The following is a 19170-nucleotide window of genomic DNA, read 5'->3' as shown; positions in this document are numbered from 1 at the left end:
TTAAGGCGGCTTACATCTCGATATAGTGTATTATTCTAGTGATTTTAGATAGTGATAAATTTCCACTTGAGAACGTAGTTTTTTACGATTTCCACGCTTCACATATTTATTGGTTTGTTCCGCATCAATGATTCGTGCTTTGATGGTGTCTTTCAATTGCAGTTCCAGAATATGAATAATGCGTTTTTTTAAGTCTTCATCATAAATAGGACAACCCACTTCAATGCGATTATCCATATTTCTTCCCATCCAATCGGCCGAAGAAATAAACACTTTAGGATTTCCCGCATTTGTAAAAGACATCACTCTTGGGTGTTCTAAAAAGCGATCTACAATACTAATAATAGTGATGTTTTCACTTACTCCGGGAATATTCGGTATAAGTGAACACATGCCACGGACTATGGCTCTTACTTTGACACCAGCCTGACCGGCTCGATATAAATCGTCAATTAATTGTTGGTCAACTAGGTTATTCACTTTTAAAGTGATGCCTGATGGTAAGCCTTCATTGGCATTTTGGATTTCTTGGCGCACTAAAATCTGAATTTTGGTGCGCGCATTTAGTGGCGATACTTGCAGATGTTGAAATTTATTGCGACGGTAAGGCAATTGAATCAAATCAAATACCCAAATTGCTTCTTGAGCTAATTCTTGGTTACGGGTAAACAGGCTAAAGTCAGTATAAATTTTAGCTGTTTTTTCATTGAAGTTACCCGTACCGAAATGAGAATAATGTACTAGCTCCCCTTTTTCTTCACGACTGACCACGCATAATTTACTATGGATTTTGAATGAAGGAGAACCTAACACAACTCGGATCCCGGCATCGGTCATGGTTTTTGACCATTCAATGTTGGCTTCTTCATCAAAACGCGCACGCAGTTCGACCACTACGGTTACTGTTTTACCATTGTCTACGGCGTCGATAAGTGAATTGACGATTCGCGATTTATTCGCTACGCGATAAATATTCAGACGGATATGTTTGACGCTGGGGTCAAATGCCGCTTGGCGCACAAACTCGGTAAAATGTAAAAATCGATGATAGGGATAATAAAGTAAAATATCTTTATGTTTAATAGCATCAAATACCGTGTCGAAATCAGTAAATAAGTGCGTATTTATTGCTGGTAGAGGTGGATTTTCTAAATAACTTCTGCCGACATTTGGGAAACCAATAAAGTCTTTGAAGTTTCGATAGGCACCGCCCGCTATCAAACTATCAAAAGAACTGATTTTTAAACGTTTCTTGAGATTTTTTAACATTTCTTCTGGCATATCAGCATCATAGATAACCCTTACAGGCTCAGCTATCAAACGTTGCTTCATGCTTTCAGACATTTTTTCTACGAAACTTTCATCAATCTCATCATTGATAGAATATTCTGAATCTCTGGTCACTTTAAATGAGTAAGCTTCCATTTCATCAAATTCAATAAAGCCTTTAAACACAATGCTTAAGCAAAGTTGAATAACGTCATCAATTAATATGATGTGTTTCTTTTTACGGCTTTTTTCAGGCGGAATTTGAATAAAACGCGACATGGCTTCGGTGGGCAACTCAATCGTTGCGTATTTAGTTGCTCGGTCTTTTTTATAAATAGCCACATATAAATAGGTGCCAAAGTCATTCAGGCGATCGACAAGGTTGACTTTTTTATGCAGTAATATAGGTGCAATATGGCGTAATATTTTGTTTTTAAAATAGTTTGTTAACCATTCTTGTTGATACGGGGATAGTTGGTTTTTGTCTACTATGTAGATGTTGTAGCGCTTCAGTCCGGCGATAACATCATCGTAAACTTTTTCAAAGTTATCCGTTAGCACCACCACTTTGTGTTGAATTTTTTCCATCAACAACTTGGTGTTTTCTGCTGCTTGCTCGTTACCTTCTTCTAAGTGAATATAAATTAAGCGTTTTACTTCCGCCACTCTGACTCGGTAAAACTCATCCATATTGCTGGAAAAAATGCCTAAAAATCGAATTCTTTCAACGATTGGATTGTGTTTATCCGCTGCTTCTTGCAATACACGTTCATTAAAAGAAAGCCAGCTTAGTTCTTTTGGATAATAGATTTGTTCTGGATACATTAGTTACCTGATTTTTCCCGAGCTTTTTCAATAGGATGGAATGTTCCATTGTTTGTATGACAGTTTTGTTAAATTCGATGATTTCAACCTAAATAACTACCTTAAATCTACATCGACAATCAAATCGTTGGCAATATCTTCTAGTGCGTCGGAAAGTTCATCAAGTTGGAAACCTTCGGGGATAGCAACAACCGCATGGGCTTTAAACAATAAACTGCCCCAATTCGGCGCGCTTTGGCAACTAGATTCAAATTTAATAATGTTTATATTAAAACGACTCAAGGTAGTTGTGAGTTCTTGCACAATACCTGGTTTGTCGTTGCCCGTAATATCAATTTCTACGATATCGGATTTGTTATTTGAGTCGTTATCAGCGCTCACCGAGTGGATAGTTAAGTTGGGATGCTTTTGCAAAAATTCGATTAGGGTGTCATGGTTTTCGACAGGAATATCAACTTCGACAAACCCAGCGAAATGACCCGCCATGTAGGAAAAGTTACTTGCTAACCAGTTGCCTCCTAAGGAATAAACTTTTTGCGCAAGTGACTCTACGAGTCCAGGTTTATCTTTTCCGATTAAAGTTAATATTATTGGTTTCATTGAAACACCCCTCAACTTAACTATTTTAAAGTTATACCTATCGAGTCGTGCTGGATAGATAAGATTGATTGACTAATTAGTATCATAGCCTAATCGTATGATAATTCGTAAATTAATCATTGTTTTGATTTGCGTCATTATATATGCCGATTCATCAATATGAGATGAGGTGACCGAAAAGATTGTCACTTGCCAGTTTGTCTATATCCATTACACTAGGCACAATTTCAAAATCAGGGTTAGTTTTGTGGGTCAGTCATCAATTGATGAATCATCGTCTAGCAATACCCAAACGGTGAAAGTCGCGCGTTTAAGGAAAGTAAAAAACCGTCTAGTTGCAGCAGCCATTGCAACATCAGGATGGTTAGTTTTGCTGACCCTGGGATTATTACTCTGGCAATTGGTCATCCAAGTTTTGCCCTTGGCTCGTGATGTGAGTATTTCACCAAAATATCAGTTTGCTATCACCCCAAATGAATCAATTTTATATCTTGGCGATGTTATCAATTCGGTGCCACTTGTTACCATGGATAAAGATTGTCGGGTGAATTTTTACTCTCAATCGGCAAGTAAGTCCAATTCAAGTTTAGTAAAAAGTAAAATTATCCCTGCGCTTTGCACCGACCAAGTAAAAGTTAAAGCCTATGATGGTCAACTGTACTTGGCGATATTGAGTCATTCAGGGATATTACGCATTGAAAAACTAAATCAAGTTGATAAACATTTATTTCCTGAGCTAGAAATGACACTGGCGGTAACCGACGTCGAACCTGTGATAAAAACGGATAAGTTTGACTTCCAACTGTCTGCAAACACGATCATGCTATCGGTGCAACAAGGTCAAATGTGGAAAGTATATAGCATTGACCGGCGCAGTAAAAATGAAATCGATGTTGTTGAGGTGAACAACCCTGAACATCTATTACTACTGCCGAGAATTGGACAATTTGTGTATGTTGCTGATAGCAAACTTACTACACATGACATCACCTCTGGCAGGTTAAACCACATTGCTTTTGATCAAGCCATCAGCACATTGAATGTCTTTCCAAGTCAACGCTCCCTGTTCATAGGTTTGCAGGATAAAACGCTGCAAAAATGGAGTATCGTGAATGCCCAAGGGCAATTAGTCTTTCAACCCATGTATTCAATGGTTACAGAGTATCAACCGAAAAATATTCTTATTCACCAATCTGAAAATGCAGCATTTATAACTGACCAAAAAAATCAGCTTAAGATCATTAATTATGTGACCGGAGAGCAAGTAAGCGACAGTTTCACTGAGCATATAAGTAATCAAATATTATTGAGCCAGAACCTTTTATACACAGTCACGAATAACACTTTGAATGTTTTCGATGTAAACTCGATCTCCGCTGTGAACTCGATTCAATCTTTGTGGGGAAAAAATAGTTATGAAGGTTACCCGCAAGCAGATTACGTTTGGCAAACTACGTCAGCTGCTGATTATCACGAAACCAAATTTAGTTTAGTTCCTCTGGTTATAGGTAGTTTAAAAGCATCCTTTTTAGCGCTTTTAATTGCGGTTCCGCTAGCTGTGTGCGCTGCAATTTATACTGGATTTTTCGCGCCAGAGCGATTGCGCAATTGGATTAAACCAAGCATCGAAGTGCTCGAAGCAATACCCTCTGTGGTGTTAGGTTTCATTGCGGCTATTTGGTTAGCTCCGTTAGCCGAGCAATTTATCTTGTCATTATTATTATTTGTCTTGCTGCTGCCTCTGGTTTTATTTTTGTTTGCGCTTTTACATCATCCTTTGGTGCAACGCTTACCCCAACGTTTTAAACAGGGATGGGAATTACCCCTTGCAAGCATTTTACTGATTGGCTTGGGCATTTTTGTGTATTCCATTACCGATGTTATGTCGTTGGCAAGCGCCAATCTTCAAGGGCACTGGTTGTTGCCCATAGATACACTGGAAAACATTAATAAAAATACCCTTGTAGTAGCCTTGGCGCTAGGAATAGCTATTGTACCGAGTATTTATTCTCTGGCTGAAGATGCAATTTATGAAGTGCCAAATACCCTAAAACAAGCTTCTTCGGCACTGGGCGCAACTCGTTTGCAAACGCTGCGAAAAGTGGTGTTGATTTTAGCCTATCCAGGTATTTTAAGTGCCATTGCCTTAGGGCTAGGCAGAGCTTTTGGGGAAACAATGATTGTGTTAATGGTGACCGGCAATACACCAGTGGCGGATTGGAATTTATTGTCAGGCTTACGCACGCTAACTGCTAACTTAGCCATAGAAATGCCGGAAGCAGAAGTTGGTAGTAGCCATTATCAAATCCTGTTCTTAACGGGGCTTGTGCTATTTTTGTTTACGTTTGTGCTAAATACTTTTGCTGAGTTACTACGTCAGTGGCTAAGGAAAAACTATCAACATGGCTAATTGGAAGTTTAATCTCGAACAAAAGCAATCCATGGCGACCAGTTTGACCGCGGCAGTGGCGGGTTTTTTAGTGTTGGTATTGATTGCTCTTTCGTTATTTATTTTCGTTCGTGGTGGCACCTTTTTTTGGCCGCAAAGCATCCAGGCTATTGTGTATCAGGAACAAGACGGCACTTATCAGAGCCACTTTGTGAAGCTAGACGCAAAAACCATGCGTGTCGGTGAAGAAATCTTACATTACCGCTTTTCATCGGCAGAACAACTCTTTAGTGGTCAGATAACGCTCAGAAAATCCAGTTTAATCAGCTCTGAAACGATTCCTGATCTAGCTGTTATTGAGTTGAAAAATGGCGGGATGGTAATCGCTAAAGTCGAGTCAATACGCGACTCCGATGGCAATACATTAGGTATGCAAGAGTTTGAATTAATTCAAGGCCGAATTAACCAGCTAGTAGCCTCCACTGAGTTTATTCGTAAAGGAGAGCTTGCTGAAATTCACCGTGCACTTGCTAGTTTGGATCGCAGAGGGGTTAAAGCAGATGCACCAGCTCGGGTTAAACTGTCAAAACGTTTTTATGAGTTACAGGATGTGCTGGCGGATGTCGAACAAACTCTGCAAGGCTTTGTATTGACGGTTGCATTTGCAAATGGCACAACCTATCCCATAAATATGCAAGAAATTAGTAATGTTAGCTTTCCAAATTCAATGAATCTGGGTGACAAACTCATCTCTGCAATATCTTCTTTTGCGTCATTTATTAGCGACTCACCGAAATTAAACAATACCTCGGGAGGGGTTTTTCCTGCGTTGTTTGGGACTATTGTGATGGTGTTATTAATGACCATTTTAGTCACCCCATTTGGCGTATTGGCAGCGGTTTATTTGTATGAATATGCTCCGCAAAACAAGATGACTGCATTAATTCGAATTTCGGTGAATAACTTGGCTGGTGTTCCCTCGGTTGTATACGGTGTTTTTGGACTTGGCTTTTTCGTGTATGTAGTAGGAGCAAGTATTGATGAAGTTCTATTCTCCGATGATCTTCCTGCTGCCACATTTGGCGCGCCCGGTATTTTTTGGGCTTCATTAACCATGGCAATTTTGACCCTGCCGGTTGTCATTGTCGCGACAGAAGAAGGCTTGCGACGAGTACCCCAATCTCTCCGAGATGGTAGTTACGCGCTAGGAGCTACACAAGCCGAAACTATCTTTAAAATGATTTTACCCATTGCTAGCCCAGGTATTATGACAGGTGTAATATTAGCTATTGCTAGGGGAGCAGGGGAAGTTGCGCCTTTAATGTTAGTGGGGGCAGTGAAATTTGCGCCAGCGTTGCCTGTAGACGGTGAATTCCCATTCGTTCATTTACAGCGTCAGTTTATGCATCTTGGTGTACTAATTTATGATGGTGCATTCCATAGTCAAAATATTGGTAATGGCTCTTCATTTATCTTTGCTTGTTGTCTGTTGCTGCTGTTGATTGTGTTGAGCTTAAACTTAATCGCTATTTTTATCCGTAATCGACTTCGCAAACAATATGCACAAAATTAGGGTATGAGAATTCATGTTAAAACTGTTTGAACATGACAAATTAGATGTCAATAATTTAAAACCAGAGCAAATTGCGGTTGAAGTGAAACAGCTTAATTTGCGCTTCGGTGAGAAAAAAGTACTTGAAGACATCAATATGCAGATCCCTAAAAATCAGGTTACGGCATTGATCGGTCAAAGTGGTTGCGGTAAATCCAGTTTAATTAGCTGCTTTAATCGCATGAATGATTTAATTCATGGATGTGAAGTTACAGGGCAGGTGATTATTTCTGGTAGTGATATCTATCATCGTAAACAAAACGTAGCGACTTTGCGCACTCGTGTGGGGATGGTTTTTCAAAAACCTAATCCATTCCCCATGTCAGTTTTCGAGAACGTGTCTTATGGATTGAAATTACAAGGTGTCCATGAGAGACGAAAGCTTGATGATGCGGTAGAGCAGGCGTTACGTGAAACCGGACTTTGGAAAGAAGTCAGAGACCGTTTATTCGATTCAGCGTTAACCCTATCAGGGGGCCAGCAACAACGGATGGTAATTGCTCGCGCTTTGGCGCTAAAACCAGAGATACTATTGCTTGACGAACCTACATCAGCATTAGACCCTTTGGCTACGTTGCATATCGAAGAACTGCTGAATCAACTGAAAAAGCAGCACACTGTCATCATAGTTACTCATAATATGCAGCAAGCTGCTCGTGTATCAGATTACACTGCCTTTATTCATCAAGGTAAGCTTATAGAATATTCTGATAGTGATAGTGTGTTTACAATGCCTAAACAAAAGCAGACCGAAGCGTATATAACTGGACGGTACGGGTAGGAACAGAAAATCTATGGCTTACATTGAAATCAACACCCACATCTCCGTCGGTTTTAACAAAGAATTAGAAGATCTCAAAAATTCAGTGTTGACCATGGGAGGCTTGTTAGAGCAGCAGCTCAACGATACCTTGCAGGCATTGAAAACCAATAATGCGGGTTTAGCTGAAAAAGTGGTAATTAATGATAAAGAAATTAATTCCATGGAGATTCAGATTGATGAAGAGTGCATGCGGATCATTGCTCGACGTCATCCAACTGCTAGTGATCTTCGTTTAATCATGACAATCGCCAAAGCGACAGCCGATATCGAGCGCATGGGAGATGAAATAGAACGGGTAGCAAAACTCATTTCTCATTCCAATGTTCCAGATTCCGATTCCCTTAAGTCTAGTATGTTGGTAATAGGTGAACATGTTTTGGAGATGCTCAAAGATACTTTAGATGCATTTGCTAGACTTGATTTAGAGGCGGCTGAGAAAACCTATCAAAATGACGAATCAATCGATGCTCAATATAAGGATTTGTTGAGTATTACTATTTTAGAGATGCAGCAGCATTCTGATGAGTTAGAAAATTGGTTAGAAGTACTCTGGGCATTACGCTCATTCGAACGTATTGGTGACCGATGTAAGAATGTTTGTGAGTACGTCATATTTTTAGTTAACGGTTCTGACAACCGTGAAATTTAACCCAGCATTTGTTAGGCTGATTTTTTATTCTAATTTGTGCTTTTTTAAAGCACTTTGGGTTTTATGATTTTTCGCTAGACCCCTTTTGTTTAAAGGGTTTCAGGTGTGTCATAAAAATGTCATATAAACAGGCTAGTCTTTCGCGTATGATTCAGGCTTCTGGATTGGCTAATCGATTATTTTAGAGATATATAATGTCAACAAATTCATTTCTTGGTGTATTTGCAAAATCACCGCTGAAGCCGATTGAAGATCATATTGATCTGGTCGATCAGTGTACTCAATTACTTGCTGTATTTTTCCAACATGTTTACCAATGTGATTGGATTAGTGCAGAGGCTGTACAACAACAAATATCTCAACTGGAAAAACAGGCAGATAAGGTTAAACGTGAATTAAGGACTAACTTACCAACAGGTTTGTTTATGCCTATTCAACGTCAAGACATACTTGCCCTGATTACACAGCAAGATAAGTTGGCCAACAAAGCGAAAGATATTTCTGGTCGTATTATTGGTCGTCAGTTACAGATTCCCGAATCATTGCAGGAGTCATTCAATACCTATTTGCTTAGGTGTCTTGATGCCTCAACCCAAGCTAAAAACGTCATCAATGAATTGGATGAATTGTTAGAAGCTGGTTTTAAAGGCAGAGAAGTTGATCTAGTTGAAAGAATGATAGCTCAACTTGATGAAATAGAAGATGAAACAGATAGCCTGCAAATAATTATGCGCAGCTCCTTAATGAAAATGGAATCTGGAATGAATCCTGTAGATGTTATGTTTTTATACAACATCATTGAATTAGTCGGCGGTTTAGCCGACACGGCAGAGCGAATAGGTGCTCGACTTGAATTGATGTTAGCGGGATAAAAGGCGTACCTCTATGGAAATTATTAATGACTACGGGTTTATCCTGATTGTTGTTGCAGCTGTTGTTGGGTTTTTAATGGCTTGGGGGGTTGGCGCTAATGATGTGGCTAATGCGATGGGTACATCCGTTGGGTCTAAAGCGTTAACCATTAAACAAGCTGTATTTATTGCAATGGTGTTTGAATTTGCCGGTGCTTATCTGGCTGGTGGCGAGGTTACCTCAACAATAAGAAAAGGCATTATAGATACAGCCTATTTTATTGATACTCCCGAGCTACTCGTGTTCGGAATGATAGCCGCGTTGTTCTCAGCTGGTATATGGCTAGCTGTTGCTTCCTATTTGGGGTGGCCAGTTTCCACCACTCACTCCATTATTGGTGCCATTGTTGGATTCGCCGCCGTAGGCATAGGCTCTGAAGCCGTCGAGTGGGCCAAAGTTGGTGGCATTGTTGGTAGTTGGGTTGTGACACCCGCAATTTCAGGCTTTATTGCGTTTCTCATCTTTATGAGCGCTCAACGTCTCATCTTCGATACTGATAATCCGTTTAGAAATGCCAAACGTTATGTGCCTTTTTACATGGCGTTCGCTGGCTTTGTGATGTCTTTGGTGACCATCACTAAAGGTTTGAAGCACGTAGGGTTACACTTTACGTATGTTGAAGCTTGTGTGTTTTCGGTCATTATCGCGATACTTGTTTCAATTGTCGGACGTTTATATATAAATCGAATCAAATTTGACGAGAGTCTAGACAGATCGATGCATTTTGCTAACGTTGAGAAAGTCTTTGCTATTTTAATGATTGTTACCGCTTGTTGTATGGCGTTTGCTCACGGTTCAAATGATGTGGCGAATGCGATTGGGCCATTGGCTGCAGTGGTGTCCGTGGTCAATAATCATGGTGAAATTACCGCAAAAGCAACTTTGGATTGGTGGATATTGCCACTTGGTGCTTTGGGTATTGTTTCTGGCCTAGCGTTATTCGGTCATCGCGTTATTCGAACTATTGGTAACGGTATTACCCATTTGACACCAAGTCGGGGTTTTGCCGCAGAACTTGCTGCCGCTTCTACAGTGGTTATTGCTTCTGGTACTGGGTTGCCAATATCTACAACACAAACTCTCGTGGGAGCTGTGTTAGGAGTAGGTATGGCCCGTGGTATCGCGGCATTAAATCTAGGTGTAGTACGTAATATTGTTATCTCTTGGGTTGTCACCTTGCCAGCTGGCGCAGCATTATCTATTGTTTTCTTCTTTATGCTTAAAGGTATTTTTGCACCTTAATCTAAATTCCCAAAAGCGATTTTTATTTTTTCTCAAAGCGGCACCTTTTGGTGCCGTTTTTATTTGATTTGAATATTTAAAAATCTGATTTAAACTAGCTTATGTAATCAGTTTTTTAGAAGATAAATAATGAAATGGCCTAATTTAAAGCATCTGCATTACCTCGTTGTTCTCCATGAAGTACAGCATTTTAATAAAGCTGCTCAGCTATGTTGTGTGAGTCAATCTACCCTCAGTACCGCGATTCAAAATCTCGAAGAACAATTTGCTTGTCAACTCTTAGAACGGGATCATAAAACCTTTGTTTTTACGCCGTTTGGACTGGAGTTAGTTGAGCGCAGTAAAAAATTGTTAAACGATGCGACTGAATTGGTCGATTTTGCGCAGTCTGCGGGAAATTGGTTGGCGGGTAATTTAAAGCTAGGCGTCATTCCTACTATCGCTCCTTTTATCTTTGAAGGCGTGTTGGGAGTGGTCAAATCGAACTTCCCTGAGTTGCAGTTAAAACTGCAAGAAGACACCACGGAAAACCTTTTACGACAATTAAATGATGGTATTTTAGATCTTCTGATTTTAGCTTTACCTATGGAAACCCCAGGTTGCAAACAATTGGTGATTGGCCATGATCCCTTCCATTTAATTGCCCATAGCGACTTAGTTAGTTCCCTACCTGAGCCAATGGATATGTCTGCACTGCCAAAAGAGAGCGTATTCTTGCTACAGCGAGAGCATTGCATGACAGGCCATGCAGTTAGCGCTTGTCGACTTCAGCACTCCGAGCAAGTTAGTTCACTGGCTGCATCGAGCTTGCATACTCTAGTTGAACTGGCGAATAGCAAACTTGGCTTTACATTTATGCCTGAGCTCGCTATTGAACATCATATATTGAGTACCTCGCAATTAGTATCTATGCCTGCTGAAGATAATGCTTATCGAGAGATTGGTTTAGTCTGGCGTTCGGGGACCACCCGAGTGCGGTTATTCCGATTATTAGCAGAACTTCTGTCACCATTGATGCCCATTCCTACATTGAAAAAATAATTTTACAAGTTTCAAACTATTTGAAACCTGGTCTCGACTATATTCACAAGCAGACTAATGGAACCATCTAAGTGTTTGAAAAAAGCGAAGAACAGTTAATAGCCAAAGCGTTGAATGGAAACAAACGAGCTTGGCTGAATCTGATAAAACGCTATGAAACTCAAGTGTATAACTATGGTATTCGGATGACAGGCACTCGCGAAGATGCCTTAGATCTGATGCAAGAAGTGTTTATTTCAGTCTTCCGTAATTTAAGTAATTACCGCGGAGATGGCAGCTTTAGGGGCTGGCTTTTTAAAATTGCTCACTATAGATGCATTGAGTTTTATCGGCGCAAAAAACCAAATCAAGCCCTTGATGATAGTCCTGAGATAGAAAGCGCTGAGCCATGCCTGGAAGCGTCAATGGTTTCTTCACAAGATGCTAATCAACTGGTTAGTGCAATGCAACAGTTACCGCTATCTCAAAAAGCCGTTATTGAACTGAAATTTTTCGGACAATTTACATTTGAAGAAATAGCTGAACAACTGGGTATTTCAGCCAATACCGCGAAATCCCGAATGTACAGTGCGCTATCTAAGTTAAAAATTTTATTGGAGGTTGAATATGCCTGATTTAAATGAATCTGAGTTACTCGCAGCTTGGATGCAAGGGGAATTGAGCCCGCAACAACAAAAACAGTTTGAGAAATTGTGCACTGAAAATGAGCGCTTTTCTGAGCAGGTTGAAATGGCAAACCAAGCTTCCTTGCTAGCGCAAGATTATCGCTCAGAAATAGTGCCTAAGTGGAACAAGGCGAATAGTTTTGATTATCAGCAACCACCTAAATGGTGGCAATGGCAAGGTTTACCGGTATTTTCGAGCGCGCTTTCGATTGTTGCTATTGTTTTGGTTTTTAGTGGTTTTGAAGCAAGTGTCGAAAATGGCAAGGTGACATTCGGGTTTGCTGATTCTAACCAGAGTATCGAGCAAAAAGTCGCCCAACAATTAAATGAATTTAAAGTACAACAAAATGAAGCTTTAAATAGCTATGTTATGTCGTTACGTGAACAGCAATTAGATGCAAGCACCCAATTGACTCAGTACTTACTAGCCTCTAGTAGGCAAGAACGTAAAGAGGATTTCGGAGAACTCATAAAGTTCATCAATGAACAGCGAAACGACGACCAATTGTTTTACGCTCGGCAGTTAAATCAGCTCGAAAAAGCGATTTACGACAGTCCAAGTGGTAATCCTTAGAACCAGAAATATTGTGTATCTAATTTGCAAGAATAAAGAGGTAAAAATGAAAACCTATCAAAAATTTAAGAAATTATCATTGGCAACTACCACAGTAGCAGTGATGTTTGGACTCGCTTCAAGTGCAGTTTGGGCAAAAACCAACCTGTCAGAATTGCGCAGTGAACTGCAGATAATGAGTGGTATTATGAAAACTGCCATGGCGCAAGGGGAAAACAAAAACGGTATTCGCTTACGGGGATTGGAAGTTACATATTTATCGGCTCAAGGGGTGGTATTTGAATTAAACAGCAGTGCTCATAATAGACACTTTTCATTTTCTTTTGATACCAACAATGAGTTTGTACTAGCTCCAGAACTACCGCCTATTCCTCCATTGCCTGTCGTTGGAGACGAAGAGCATGAGGTATTCATCGAATTTGATGATGAACACTGGAGTGAAGAAGTTGAAGAGTCTTTACGATTGGCGAGCGGGGCGATGAATAAAGCAAGAGAAAAACTACGGGAATTAAATCAACAAGAGCGTGAAATAGCTTGGGAGCAGCGCGAATATAAGCGTCGCTTGCGGGATATAGAGTTTGAAATGCGCACTGCTGATAGCCAGCGCAAGGCCAATTTACAAGAGCAAAAAGCAGAGTTAGATGCTGAGTTAGCTGAGTTGAAAAAACGTCAATCCAGTGTTGACAAATATGCCGAACAATTGGAAGCAGATCAAAAACAACAAGCTGAACAACGACTTATGCAAAGGAAGCAGCAATACTCGGCATTTTTAACTCGGTTTGAAGATAATGTCACCTCTACTTTGTGTAAATATGGAAACGGCTTTAAGGCATTGCCAAGCGATGAAAACGTAACTTTCGTTTTGTCGAATTTGGGTTCAGCTGTGAAGAGCGGATCTGAAGACCGTATCTATGTGTTTAAAAACAAAGATATTCAATCTTGTGTAAAAGATAAAATAACGCCTAAGCAGTTACTATCTAATGCTGATGCCTATCTATTCTAATCTGCTATTAAACAATATTAACCCTTTGAAAATACCGTGCACCCCACGGTATTTTTAGTTAACTTAGCAATACAATTAAATTGCTTTTGCATGTTCCATGACTTTTGACTGTGAAAACGCTAAGCTTAGGCAGTTTAATTTATGCAGTGACAAGTGATTGGATTTTAATACATGACTAAACAGATTGTGATCAGTGGTTCGGGATTATGGACACCACCAAATAGTATTTCTAACAGTGAATTGGTTGATAGCTATAATGCTTATGCAGAAAAGTTTAACCAAGAAAACGCCGAAGCAATAGCGGCTGATGAAGTTAAAGCTAAGCCATTATCTAGTGCTGAATTTGTAGAAAAAGCGTCTGGTATTAAAAGTCGTTATGTGTACTGCAAAGACGGTATTTTAGACATCGACCGTATGCGCCCTGATATTCCAGAGCGAAGTGATGATGAAATATCTCATCAAGCTGAAGTTGCTCTAGATGCAGCGAAAAAGGCGCTAAAAGCGGCGAATAAAACCGCGGCAGATATTGATGCTGTAATTGTTTCTTGTGCATACACGCAACGCTCATACCCGGCTATAGCGATTGAAGTTCAAGGTGCGTTGGGAATTAAAGGTTTTGCATTTGACATGTTGGTTGCATGTTCAGCAGCTACATTTGGTGTGCATAGAGCCTACGAGATGGTTGCCGCTGAAACGGCTAAATGTGTACTAGTCATTAATCCTGAATTGGTTTCACCGCAAATTAATTATAAGGATCGCGATAGTCATTTTATTTTTGGTGACGTGGCTACGGCGATGGTTATCGAACATCAAGATACTGCAACCAGTGAACACCAATTTGAGATTCTCAGTACCAAAGCGGTCACTGATTTTTCCAACAATATTCGTTCTAACTTTGGCTACTTGAGTCGAGTATTTGATACCGAACCATATGGGCCTGATAAGTTATTTCATCAAGAAGGACGTAAAGTTTTCAAAGAAGTCTGTCCTATGGCTGCTGCTCATATTGTCGATCATTTGGCAAAGCACAGTTTGACTTCAGCTGATGTTAAGCGCTGGTGGTTGCATCAAGCGAATATTAATATGAATACTTTAATTACCAAAAAATTACTTGGTCGAGTGGCGGAAGGTGACGAAGCACCTATTGTTTTAGATCGTTATGCAAATACTGCTTCGGCGGGCTCCATCATTGCATTTCATTTACATCATCAAGATTTACAATCGGGAGATTTTGGTCTGATTTGTTCCTTTGGTGCTGGGTATTCTATTGGTAGCTTGGTGTTGAAAAAGAAGTAAAATTGAAGCTATGAATTACAACACGTAGAGTTAAGTCTTTACCGATAATTGAAGTGCTACAGGGTGCATACAAAAGTTAGTTTCGTTCAAGGAAGTCAATAAATCATGGTAGCCGATCTTGGGTTTGGATTAGGTGTAGTGAGTTACAGCCTATTGCTATTATTGCTGTTCACGGTCAGAAAGGCTGGATTAGTCAAGTACTTATTGATTTTGGCCACTGCAGGGACTGCTGTCTGGTGTTTGCTCCACATTAACTTTTTATTTGGTCCTGTAGAAATTGAAAACCTGTTTCTATGGGATGCAGCTAAACAAAGTATCTGGCTGGTGTTTTTGCTGGCTTGCATTAAAGATGACTTTCGCAATTTAAAGGACGTATTAGTGCGTCCTTTTTCGATTGTGATGTTATCTGTACCTGTGGCTTCGATATTATTACCTTATTTTTTCAGCATCGACGTTAGCTGGCGTTTTCTCGCACAAACCATAATATCCTTAGAAGTTTTGGTCATTTTAGAACTGCTCTACAGGCAAGCAGGGGAAAATAAGTGGGCTTACAAACCATTAGTGTTATACCTGGGCGCTACTAACTTATTTGAATTTGTTACCTTCGCCAATGCCACTATGGTTGGTGGTCTTGAAGTCCACTATATTGCTGCTAGAGGGTATGTATATACCGGATTATTGCCATTTTTAGTGTTGGCGATTCGTCGTATCAAACATTGGGGAGTGGATATATTCATTTCCCGAGATATAGTGTTACACAGCTCGTTATTGATGGTTGCAGGTATTTATCTGTTTATCATGGCGATGTTAGGCTATTTCGTGAAATACGTAGGCGGAGAGTGGGGAGGAACAATACAGATATTGCTCATCGTTTTGTCTACGGCACTGTTGATGACATTGTTTCTGTCAAATAGCTTACGGGTTAAAATTCGCGTCTTTATCACAAAACACTTTTTTGTTAATCAATTTGACTATCGAATTGAATGGTTAAAATTAACCGATGCGTTATCTTCCAATGAATCGAATATTTCCCAAGTGTATGAAAATGCCCTCAATAGCTGGATTCAAGCAATTGAATATGATTCCGGCGTTTTATTAAAAAAAGAAGGGCATAGCCTCAACCCAAAAGCACAGATAAACCATCCAGATCTAACTTCTCGAGAATGTCAGCTACTCAATGAATTGGCAATTTACTGTCAACAAAAAGATTGGGTCATCGACATCGAAGAGTTGCGTTACCAACCCTTTATTTACGAAGGCTTAAAAATAAATCATGCATTATTAAACGAATGTTCATTTCAAATTGTGCTACCCATCTATAAAGCGGAAGCGTTGTGGGGCTTAGCCATTATGAATGGTGATCGTTCAGTGCGTAAGCTGAATTGGGAGTTACGGGATTACCTGACTGCGGTTACCGCACAAATATCGAGTTATGTGTTTCATCATGAAGCGGGTAAAGAAGTCGCGGAAAATGCGCAATTTGCGGCCTTCAATCGTATGTCAGCTTTTGTACTACATGATTTAAAGAATGTTTTGGCACAAATAGATTTGATTTTGGCAAATGCGGAGCAACATAAAGACAACCCCGAGTTTATTGACGATACTTTCGAAACACTGACGCATACAAAAGCTCGTATGGACAAAATGTTACGTCAGCTTACAGATAAAAAAGAAGCGCAAATAAGCAGTGTAAAACTATGTAATGTTTCCGAAAGTATTCGCTCAGTGATCGCTAAAAAATGCGCAGGAAATTTACCCAATCCCAGTTTAATTGTAATAGATGAAAAACAACTGGTGATAGATGAAGAAAAATTCTGTAATGTTATGTATCACCTCATCAGTAATGCACAACAAGCTACTGATGATAATGGAACAGTGGAAATTAGCATTGATATGAGCGTTGACCAACGTTTTCTTGTGGTTACCATCAAAGATTCTGGTGAAGGGATGAGTCAAGATTTTATTGAAAATCGCCTATTTAAACCATTCGATACCACAAAAGGTAACGCCGGAATGGGAATTGGCGCTTACGATGCCAAAAATTTCGTTGAAAGGTTGGGCGGCAGTATCAAAGTCCAAAGTGAAGAACAAAAAGGATCAGTGTTCACACTGAGTTTTCCTGCAGAATAATAATCTTTATAGAGGGACCCGGAAGAAGTGGATAGAATATTAGTAGTTGATGATGATCTAGGTATCCAAAAACAACTTAAATGGAGTTTGAGTGATTACGAAGTTGTTTTCGCAGAAGATCGTCAGTCTGCGATCAACCAATTACGTCGATATGAACCTAAAGTTGTTACACTAGATTTAGGTTTACCTCCTGACCCTGCTAATGCTTCTGAGGGACTGGCTGCATTAGAGGAAATTTTGGCTTTATCACCACAAACAAAAGTTATTGTGGTAACGGGTAACAATGATAAAGAAAATGCGCTTAAAGCCGTTGCCTTAGGTGCCTACGATTTTTATCAAAAGCCCATAGATTCTGACACGATTCAGATTTTGATTAATCGCGCAGCCAACCTATATAACCTCGAACTTGAAAATCGACAACTAGCCAAAACTTCACCATCAATGAGCAAAATTATTGGTAATAGTGAATGTATTCAGATGGTTAGTCGTAAAGCTGAAAAAATTGCTCAGACTGATATTAGCACCTTGTTGTTAGGGGAAAGTGGTACTGGTAAAGAGGTGTTTGCCCGCAGTATTCACGACCACAGTCTGCGTAAAGACAATCCTTTTGTCGCGATTAACTGTGCATCCATACCTGAAAACCTTTTAGAAAGTGAACTTTTTGGTTACGAAAAAGGCGCATTTACTGGCGCGAATAAAACCACTTTAGGAAAAATTGAAACCGCCCAAGGTGGAACCGTATTTTTAGATGAAATTGGTGACATGCCGTTAGGTTTACAAGCCAAAATGCTGCGCTTCTTACAAGAACGAGTGATTGAGCGAGTAGGTGGCCGAAGTGAAATTCCTGTGGATATTCGAGTTATCTGTGCAACCCACAGAAATTTGCAAGACATGGTCGCTGAACAGACGTTCCGTGAAGATCTGTTCTACCGTGTTGGCGAAATTATTATCAGCATTCCGCCGCTAAGAGAGCGTGAGAATGACGTTATTTTATTAGCTAAGACCTTCTTGAACCAATACAACGAAGAATTTGGAACAAAGGTTAAAGGTCTCAGCGATGGTGCCGTGAAAGCGATGCTACAACACAAGTGGAACGGTAATATTCGGGAATTACAAAATAAACTAAAATCAGCAGTTATTTTGGCCGAAGGCAGTACCATTCAAGCCGATGATCTTGGGTTAGTTGTGCGTGAAGATGGTGACGATGCCGTTGATAGTCTTAATCTACGAGAAGTCAGAGAATTAGCCGAGAGTCGGGCAATACGTCGAGCTTATCACCAGTCTGAGAAAAATATGTCGAGAACTGCTGAATTGCTAGGTGTGACACGACCAACATTATACTCATTAATTGATAAGTACCATTTGGATGATATAAAGACCGGTGCATAATAGGTTTAATTGGTTGTGAATTAAAAAATCCCTCAGGATATAAATACTGAGGGATTTTTTTAGTGAATTGGTTTTAGCATTTCAATTCACTTTTTATTACCAAACCAACTGCGTAAAATGCTTGCGACACATTGATTCGTATGTGTCGTTACCCCCAACTTGCACCTGAGCTCCATGTTTTACTGGGTTACCATTCTCATCCCAGCGCACCACGAAGTTGGCTTTTTTACCACAATGACAGACTGTTTTTAATTCAATCATTTTATCGGCCCATGCCAACAGATAGTGACTTCCCTCAAAGGTCTCACCGAGGAAATCAGTTCGCAATCCGTAGGCCAATACGGGAATTTTTAGTTGATCGACAATCCCGGTTAACTGTTTCACTTGCTGTTGACTTAAAAATTGCGCTTCATCGATAAATATACAGTCAATTTTTCCTTTTTCATGTAAGCCTTGGATACTTTCAAATAAATCACTTTCTCGATTAAAAAGGTGTGCATCCGCTTTTAAGCCAATTCGCGATGCGACTTTGCCAATGCCGTAACGATCATCTAGCGCAGCGGTAAAAATTTCCGCTCGCATTCCACGTTCTTGATAATTGTATGCTGATTGTAGTAGTGAAGTGGATTTACCTGCATTCATTGCAGAATAATAAAAATATAGTTGGGCCATAAAGCTGCTCTAATGACTATGCAATGAAACACAGTGGTTTTTAAAAGTTAAAATAGTGATCTAGTTTAAGTTCGAATTA

General features: G+C 39.9%; 16 protein-coding genes. 13 read left to right on the top strand and 3 right to left on the bottom strand.

All coding sequences use genetic code 11. The annotated features are described in order from the left end of the window. Positions 1-30: 30 nt before the first annotated feature. Together ppk1 and KO530_RS02665 are read right to left on the bottom strand one after the other, a co-directional pair. Entirely contained in the window at positions 31-2094 is a 2064-nt protein-coding gene (gene ppk1, locus KO530_RS02670; protein ID WP_216046856.1) for a polyphosphate kinase 1, read from the bottom strand. Positions 2095-2190: 96 nt separating this feature from the next. After that, on the bottom strand, positions 2191-2694 hold the full coding sequence (locus KO530_RS02665) for a glycine cleavage system protein R (RefSeq protein WP_216046855.1): 504 nt from the start codon (positions 2692-2694) through the stop codon (positions 2191-2193). A gap of 247 nt (positions 2695-2941) precedes the next feature. Between KO530_RS02665 and KO530_RS22180 the strand changes: the two genes are divergently transcribed. The 13 genes from KO530_RS22180 to prsR all read left to right on the top strand — a co-directional run bounded on the left by KO530_RS22180 (position 2942) and on the right by prsR (position 18419). Then, a complete protein-coding gene (locus KO530_RS22180; protein ID WP_216046854.1) occupies positions 2942-5104 on the top strand; it encodes an ABC transporter permease subunit in 2163 nt (720 codons plus the stop codon). Then, positions 5097-6656 (top strand): phosphate ABC transporter permease PstA, encoded by a 1560-nt coding sequence (gene pstA / locus KO530_RS02655; protein WP_216046853.1) that lies wholly within the window; start codon positions 5097-5099, stop codon positions 6654-6656. The genes KO530_RS22180 and pstA overlap by 8 nt, the downstream gene beginning before the upstream one ends. Positions 6657-6669: 13 nt before the next feature. Continuing rightward, entirely contained in the window at positions 6670-7476 is an 807-nt protein-coding gene (gene pstB / locus KO530_RS02650; protein ID WP_216046852.1) for a phosphate ABC transporter ATP-binding protein PstB, read from the top strand. A 13-nt stretch (positions 7477-7489) separates the two neighbouring features. Then, the gene (gene phoU / locus KO530_RS02645) at positions 7490-8167 is read left to right on the top strand and encodes a phosphate signaling complex protein PhoU (protein ID WP_216046851.1); all 678 of its coding nucleotides are present in this window, start codon (positions 7490-7492) and stop codon (positions 8165-8167) included. Positions 8168-8361: 194 nt separating this feature from the next. After that, on the top strand, positions 8362-9039 hold the full coding sequence (locus KO530_RS02640) for a TIGR00153 family protein (RefSeq protein WP_216046850.1): 678 nt from the start codon (positions 8362-8364) through the stop codon (positions 9037-9039). A 13-nt stretch (positions 9040-9052) separates the two neighbouring features. After that, positions 9053-10321 carry an inorganic phosphate transporter gene (locus tag KO530_RS02635; protein ID WP_216046849.1) on the top strand — a complete coding sequence of 423 codons (1269 nt, stop codon included), beginning with the start codon at positions 9053-9055 and terminating at the stop codon, positions 10319-10321. 129 nt (positions 10322-10450) lie between these two features. Continuing rightward, positions 10451-11362, top strand: coding sequence for a hydrogen peroxide-inducible genes activator (locus tag KO530_RS02630; protein ID WP_216046848.1), 912 nt, complete (start codon positions 10451-10453; stop codon positions 11360-11362). 71 nt (positions 11363-11433) lie between these two features. Then, positions 11434-11976: an RNA polymerase sigma factor gene (locus KO530_RS02625; RefSeq protein ID WP_216046847.1), complete on the top strand. Its 543-nt coding sequence runs from the start codon at positions 11434-11436 to the stop codon at positions 11974-11976. Continuing rightward, positions 11969-12601, top strand: a complete 633-nt coding sequence (locus KO530_RS02620; RefSeq protein WP_216046846.1) for a hypothetical protein — start codon at positions 11969-11971, stop codon at positions 12599-12601. The genes KO530_RS02625 and KO530_RS02620 overlap by 8 nt, the downstream gene beginning before the upstream one ends. Positions 12602-12647: 46 nt before the next feature. After that, positions 12648-13604, top strand: coding sequence for a hypothetical protein (locus KO530_RS02615; RefSeq protein WP_216046845.1), 957 nt, complete (start codon positions 12648-12650; stop codon positions 13602-13604). Positions 13605-13775: 171 nt separating this feature from the next. Continuing rightward, a complete protein-coding gene (locus tag KO530_RS02610; protein ID WP_216046844.1) occupies positions 13776-14900 on the top strand; it encodes a beta-ketoacyl-ACP synthase III in 1125 nt (374 codons plus the stop codon). 105 nt (positions 14901-15005) lie between these two features. Beyond that, the gene (prsK, locus tag KO530_RS02605; protein ID WP_216046843.1) at positions 15006-17030 is read left to right on the top strand and encodes an XrtA/PEP-CTERM system histidine kinase PrsK; all 2025 of its coding nucleotides are present in this window, start codon (positions 15006-15008) and stop codon (positions 17028-17030) included. A 27-nt stretch (positions 17031-17057) separates the two neighbouring features. Then, positions 17058-18419: a PEP-CTERM-box response regulator transcription factor gene (gene prsR / locus KO530_RS02600; RefSeq protein ID WP_216046842.1), complete on the top strand. Its 1362-nt coding sequence runs from the start codon at positions 17058-17060 to the stop codon at positions 18417-18419. Positions 18420-18515: 96 nt separating this feature from the next. Here the strand turns inward: prsR and KO530_RS02595 are convergent, their stop codons facing one another. Next, positions 18516-19091, bottom strand: coding sequence for a thymidine kinase (locus KO530_RS02595; RefSeq protein WP_216046841.1), 576 nt, complete (start codon positions 19089-19091; stop codon positions 18516-18518). Between the last annotated feature and the right edge of the window lie 79 nt (positions 19092-19170).

The sequence above is a fragment of the Aliiglaciecola lipolytica genome (assembly GCF_018860635.1).
Taxonomy (GTDB): Bacteria; Pseudomonadota; Gammaproteobacteria; order Enterobacterales; family Alteromonadaceae; genus Aliiglaciecola; species Aliiglaciecola lipolytica_A.
The sequence above is the reverse complement of the archived record's forward strand: the minus strand, read 5'-3'. Positions and strand labels throughout refer to the sequence as shown.

Coding starts and splice junctions, on each gene's coding strand:
- ppk1 (WP_216046856.1), bottom strand. CDS start 2,094: ATGTATCCAGAACAAATCTATTATCCAAAAGAACTAAGCTGGCTTTCT.
- KO530_RS02665 (WP_216046855.1), bottom strand. CDS start 2,694: ATGAAACCAATAATATTAACTTTAATCGGAAAAGATAAACCTGGACTC.
- pstA (WP_216046853.1), top strand. CDS start 5,097: ATGGCTAATTGGAAGTTTAATCTCGAACAAAAGCAATCCATGGCGACC.
- pstB (WP_216046852.1), top strand. CDS start 6,670: ATGTTAAAACTGTTTGAACATGACAAATTAGATGTCAATAATTTAAAA.
- phoU (WP_216046851.1), top strand. CDS start 7,490: ATGGCTTACATTGAAATCAACACCCACATCTCCGTCGGTTTTAACAAA.
- KO530_RS02640 (WP_216046850.1), top strand. CDS start 8,362: ATGTCAACAAATTCATTTCTTGGTGTATTTGCAAAATCACCGCTGAAG.
- KO530_RS02635 (WP_216046849.1), top strand. CDS start 9,053: ATGGAAATTATTAATGACTACGGGTTTATCCTGATTGTTGTTGCAGCT.
- KO530_RS02630 (WP_216046848.1), top strand. CDS start 10,451: ATGAAATGGCCTAATTTAAAGCATCTGCATTACCTCGTTGTTCTCCAT.
- KO530_RS02620 (WP_216046846.1), top strand. CDS start 11,969: ATGCCTGATTTAAATGAATCTGAGTTACTCGCAGCTTGGATGCAAGGG.
- KO530_RS02615 (WP_216046845.1), top strand. CDS start 12,648: ATGAAAACCTATCAAAAATTTAAGAAATTATCATTGGCAACTACCACA.
- KO530_RS02610 (WP_216046844.1), top strand. CDS start 13,776: ATGACTAAACAGATTGTGATCAGTGGTTCGGGATTATGGACACCACCA.
- prsK (WP_216046843.1), top strand. CDS start 15,006: ATGGTAGCCGATCTTGGGTTTGGATTAGGTGTAGTGAGTTACAGCCTA.
- KO530_RS02595 (WP_216046841.1), bottom strand. CDS start 19,091: ATGGCCCAACTATATTTTTATTATTCTGCAATGAATGCAGGTAAATCC.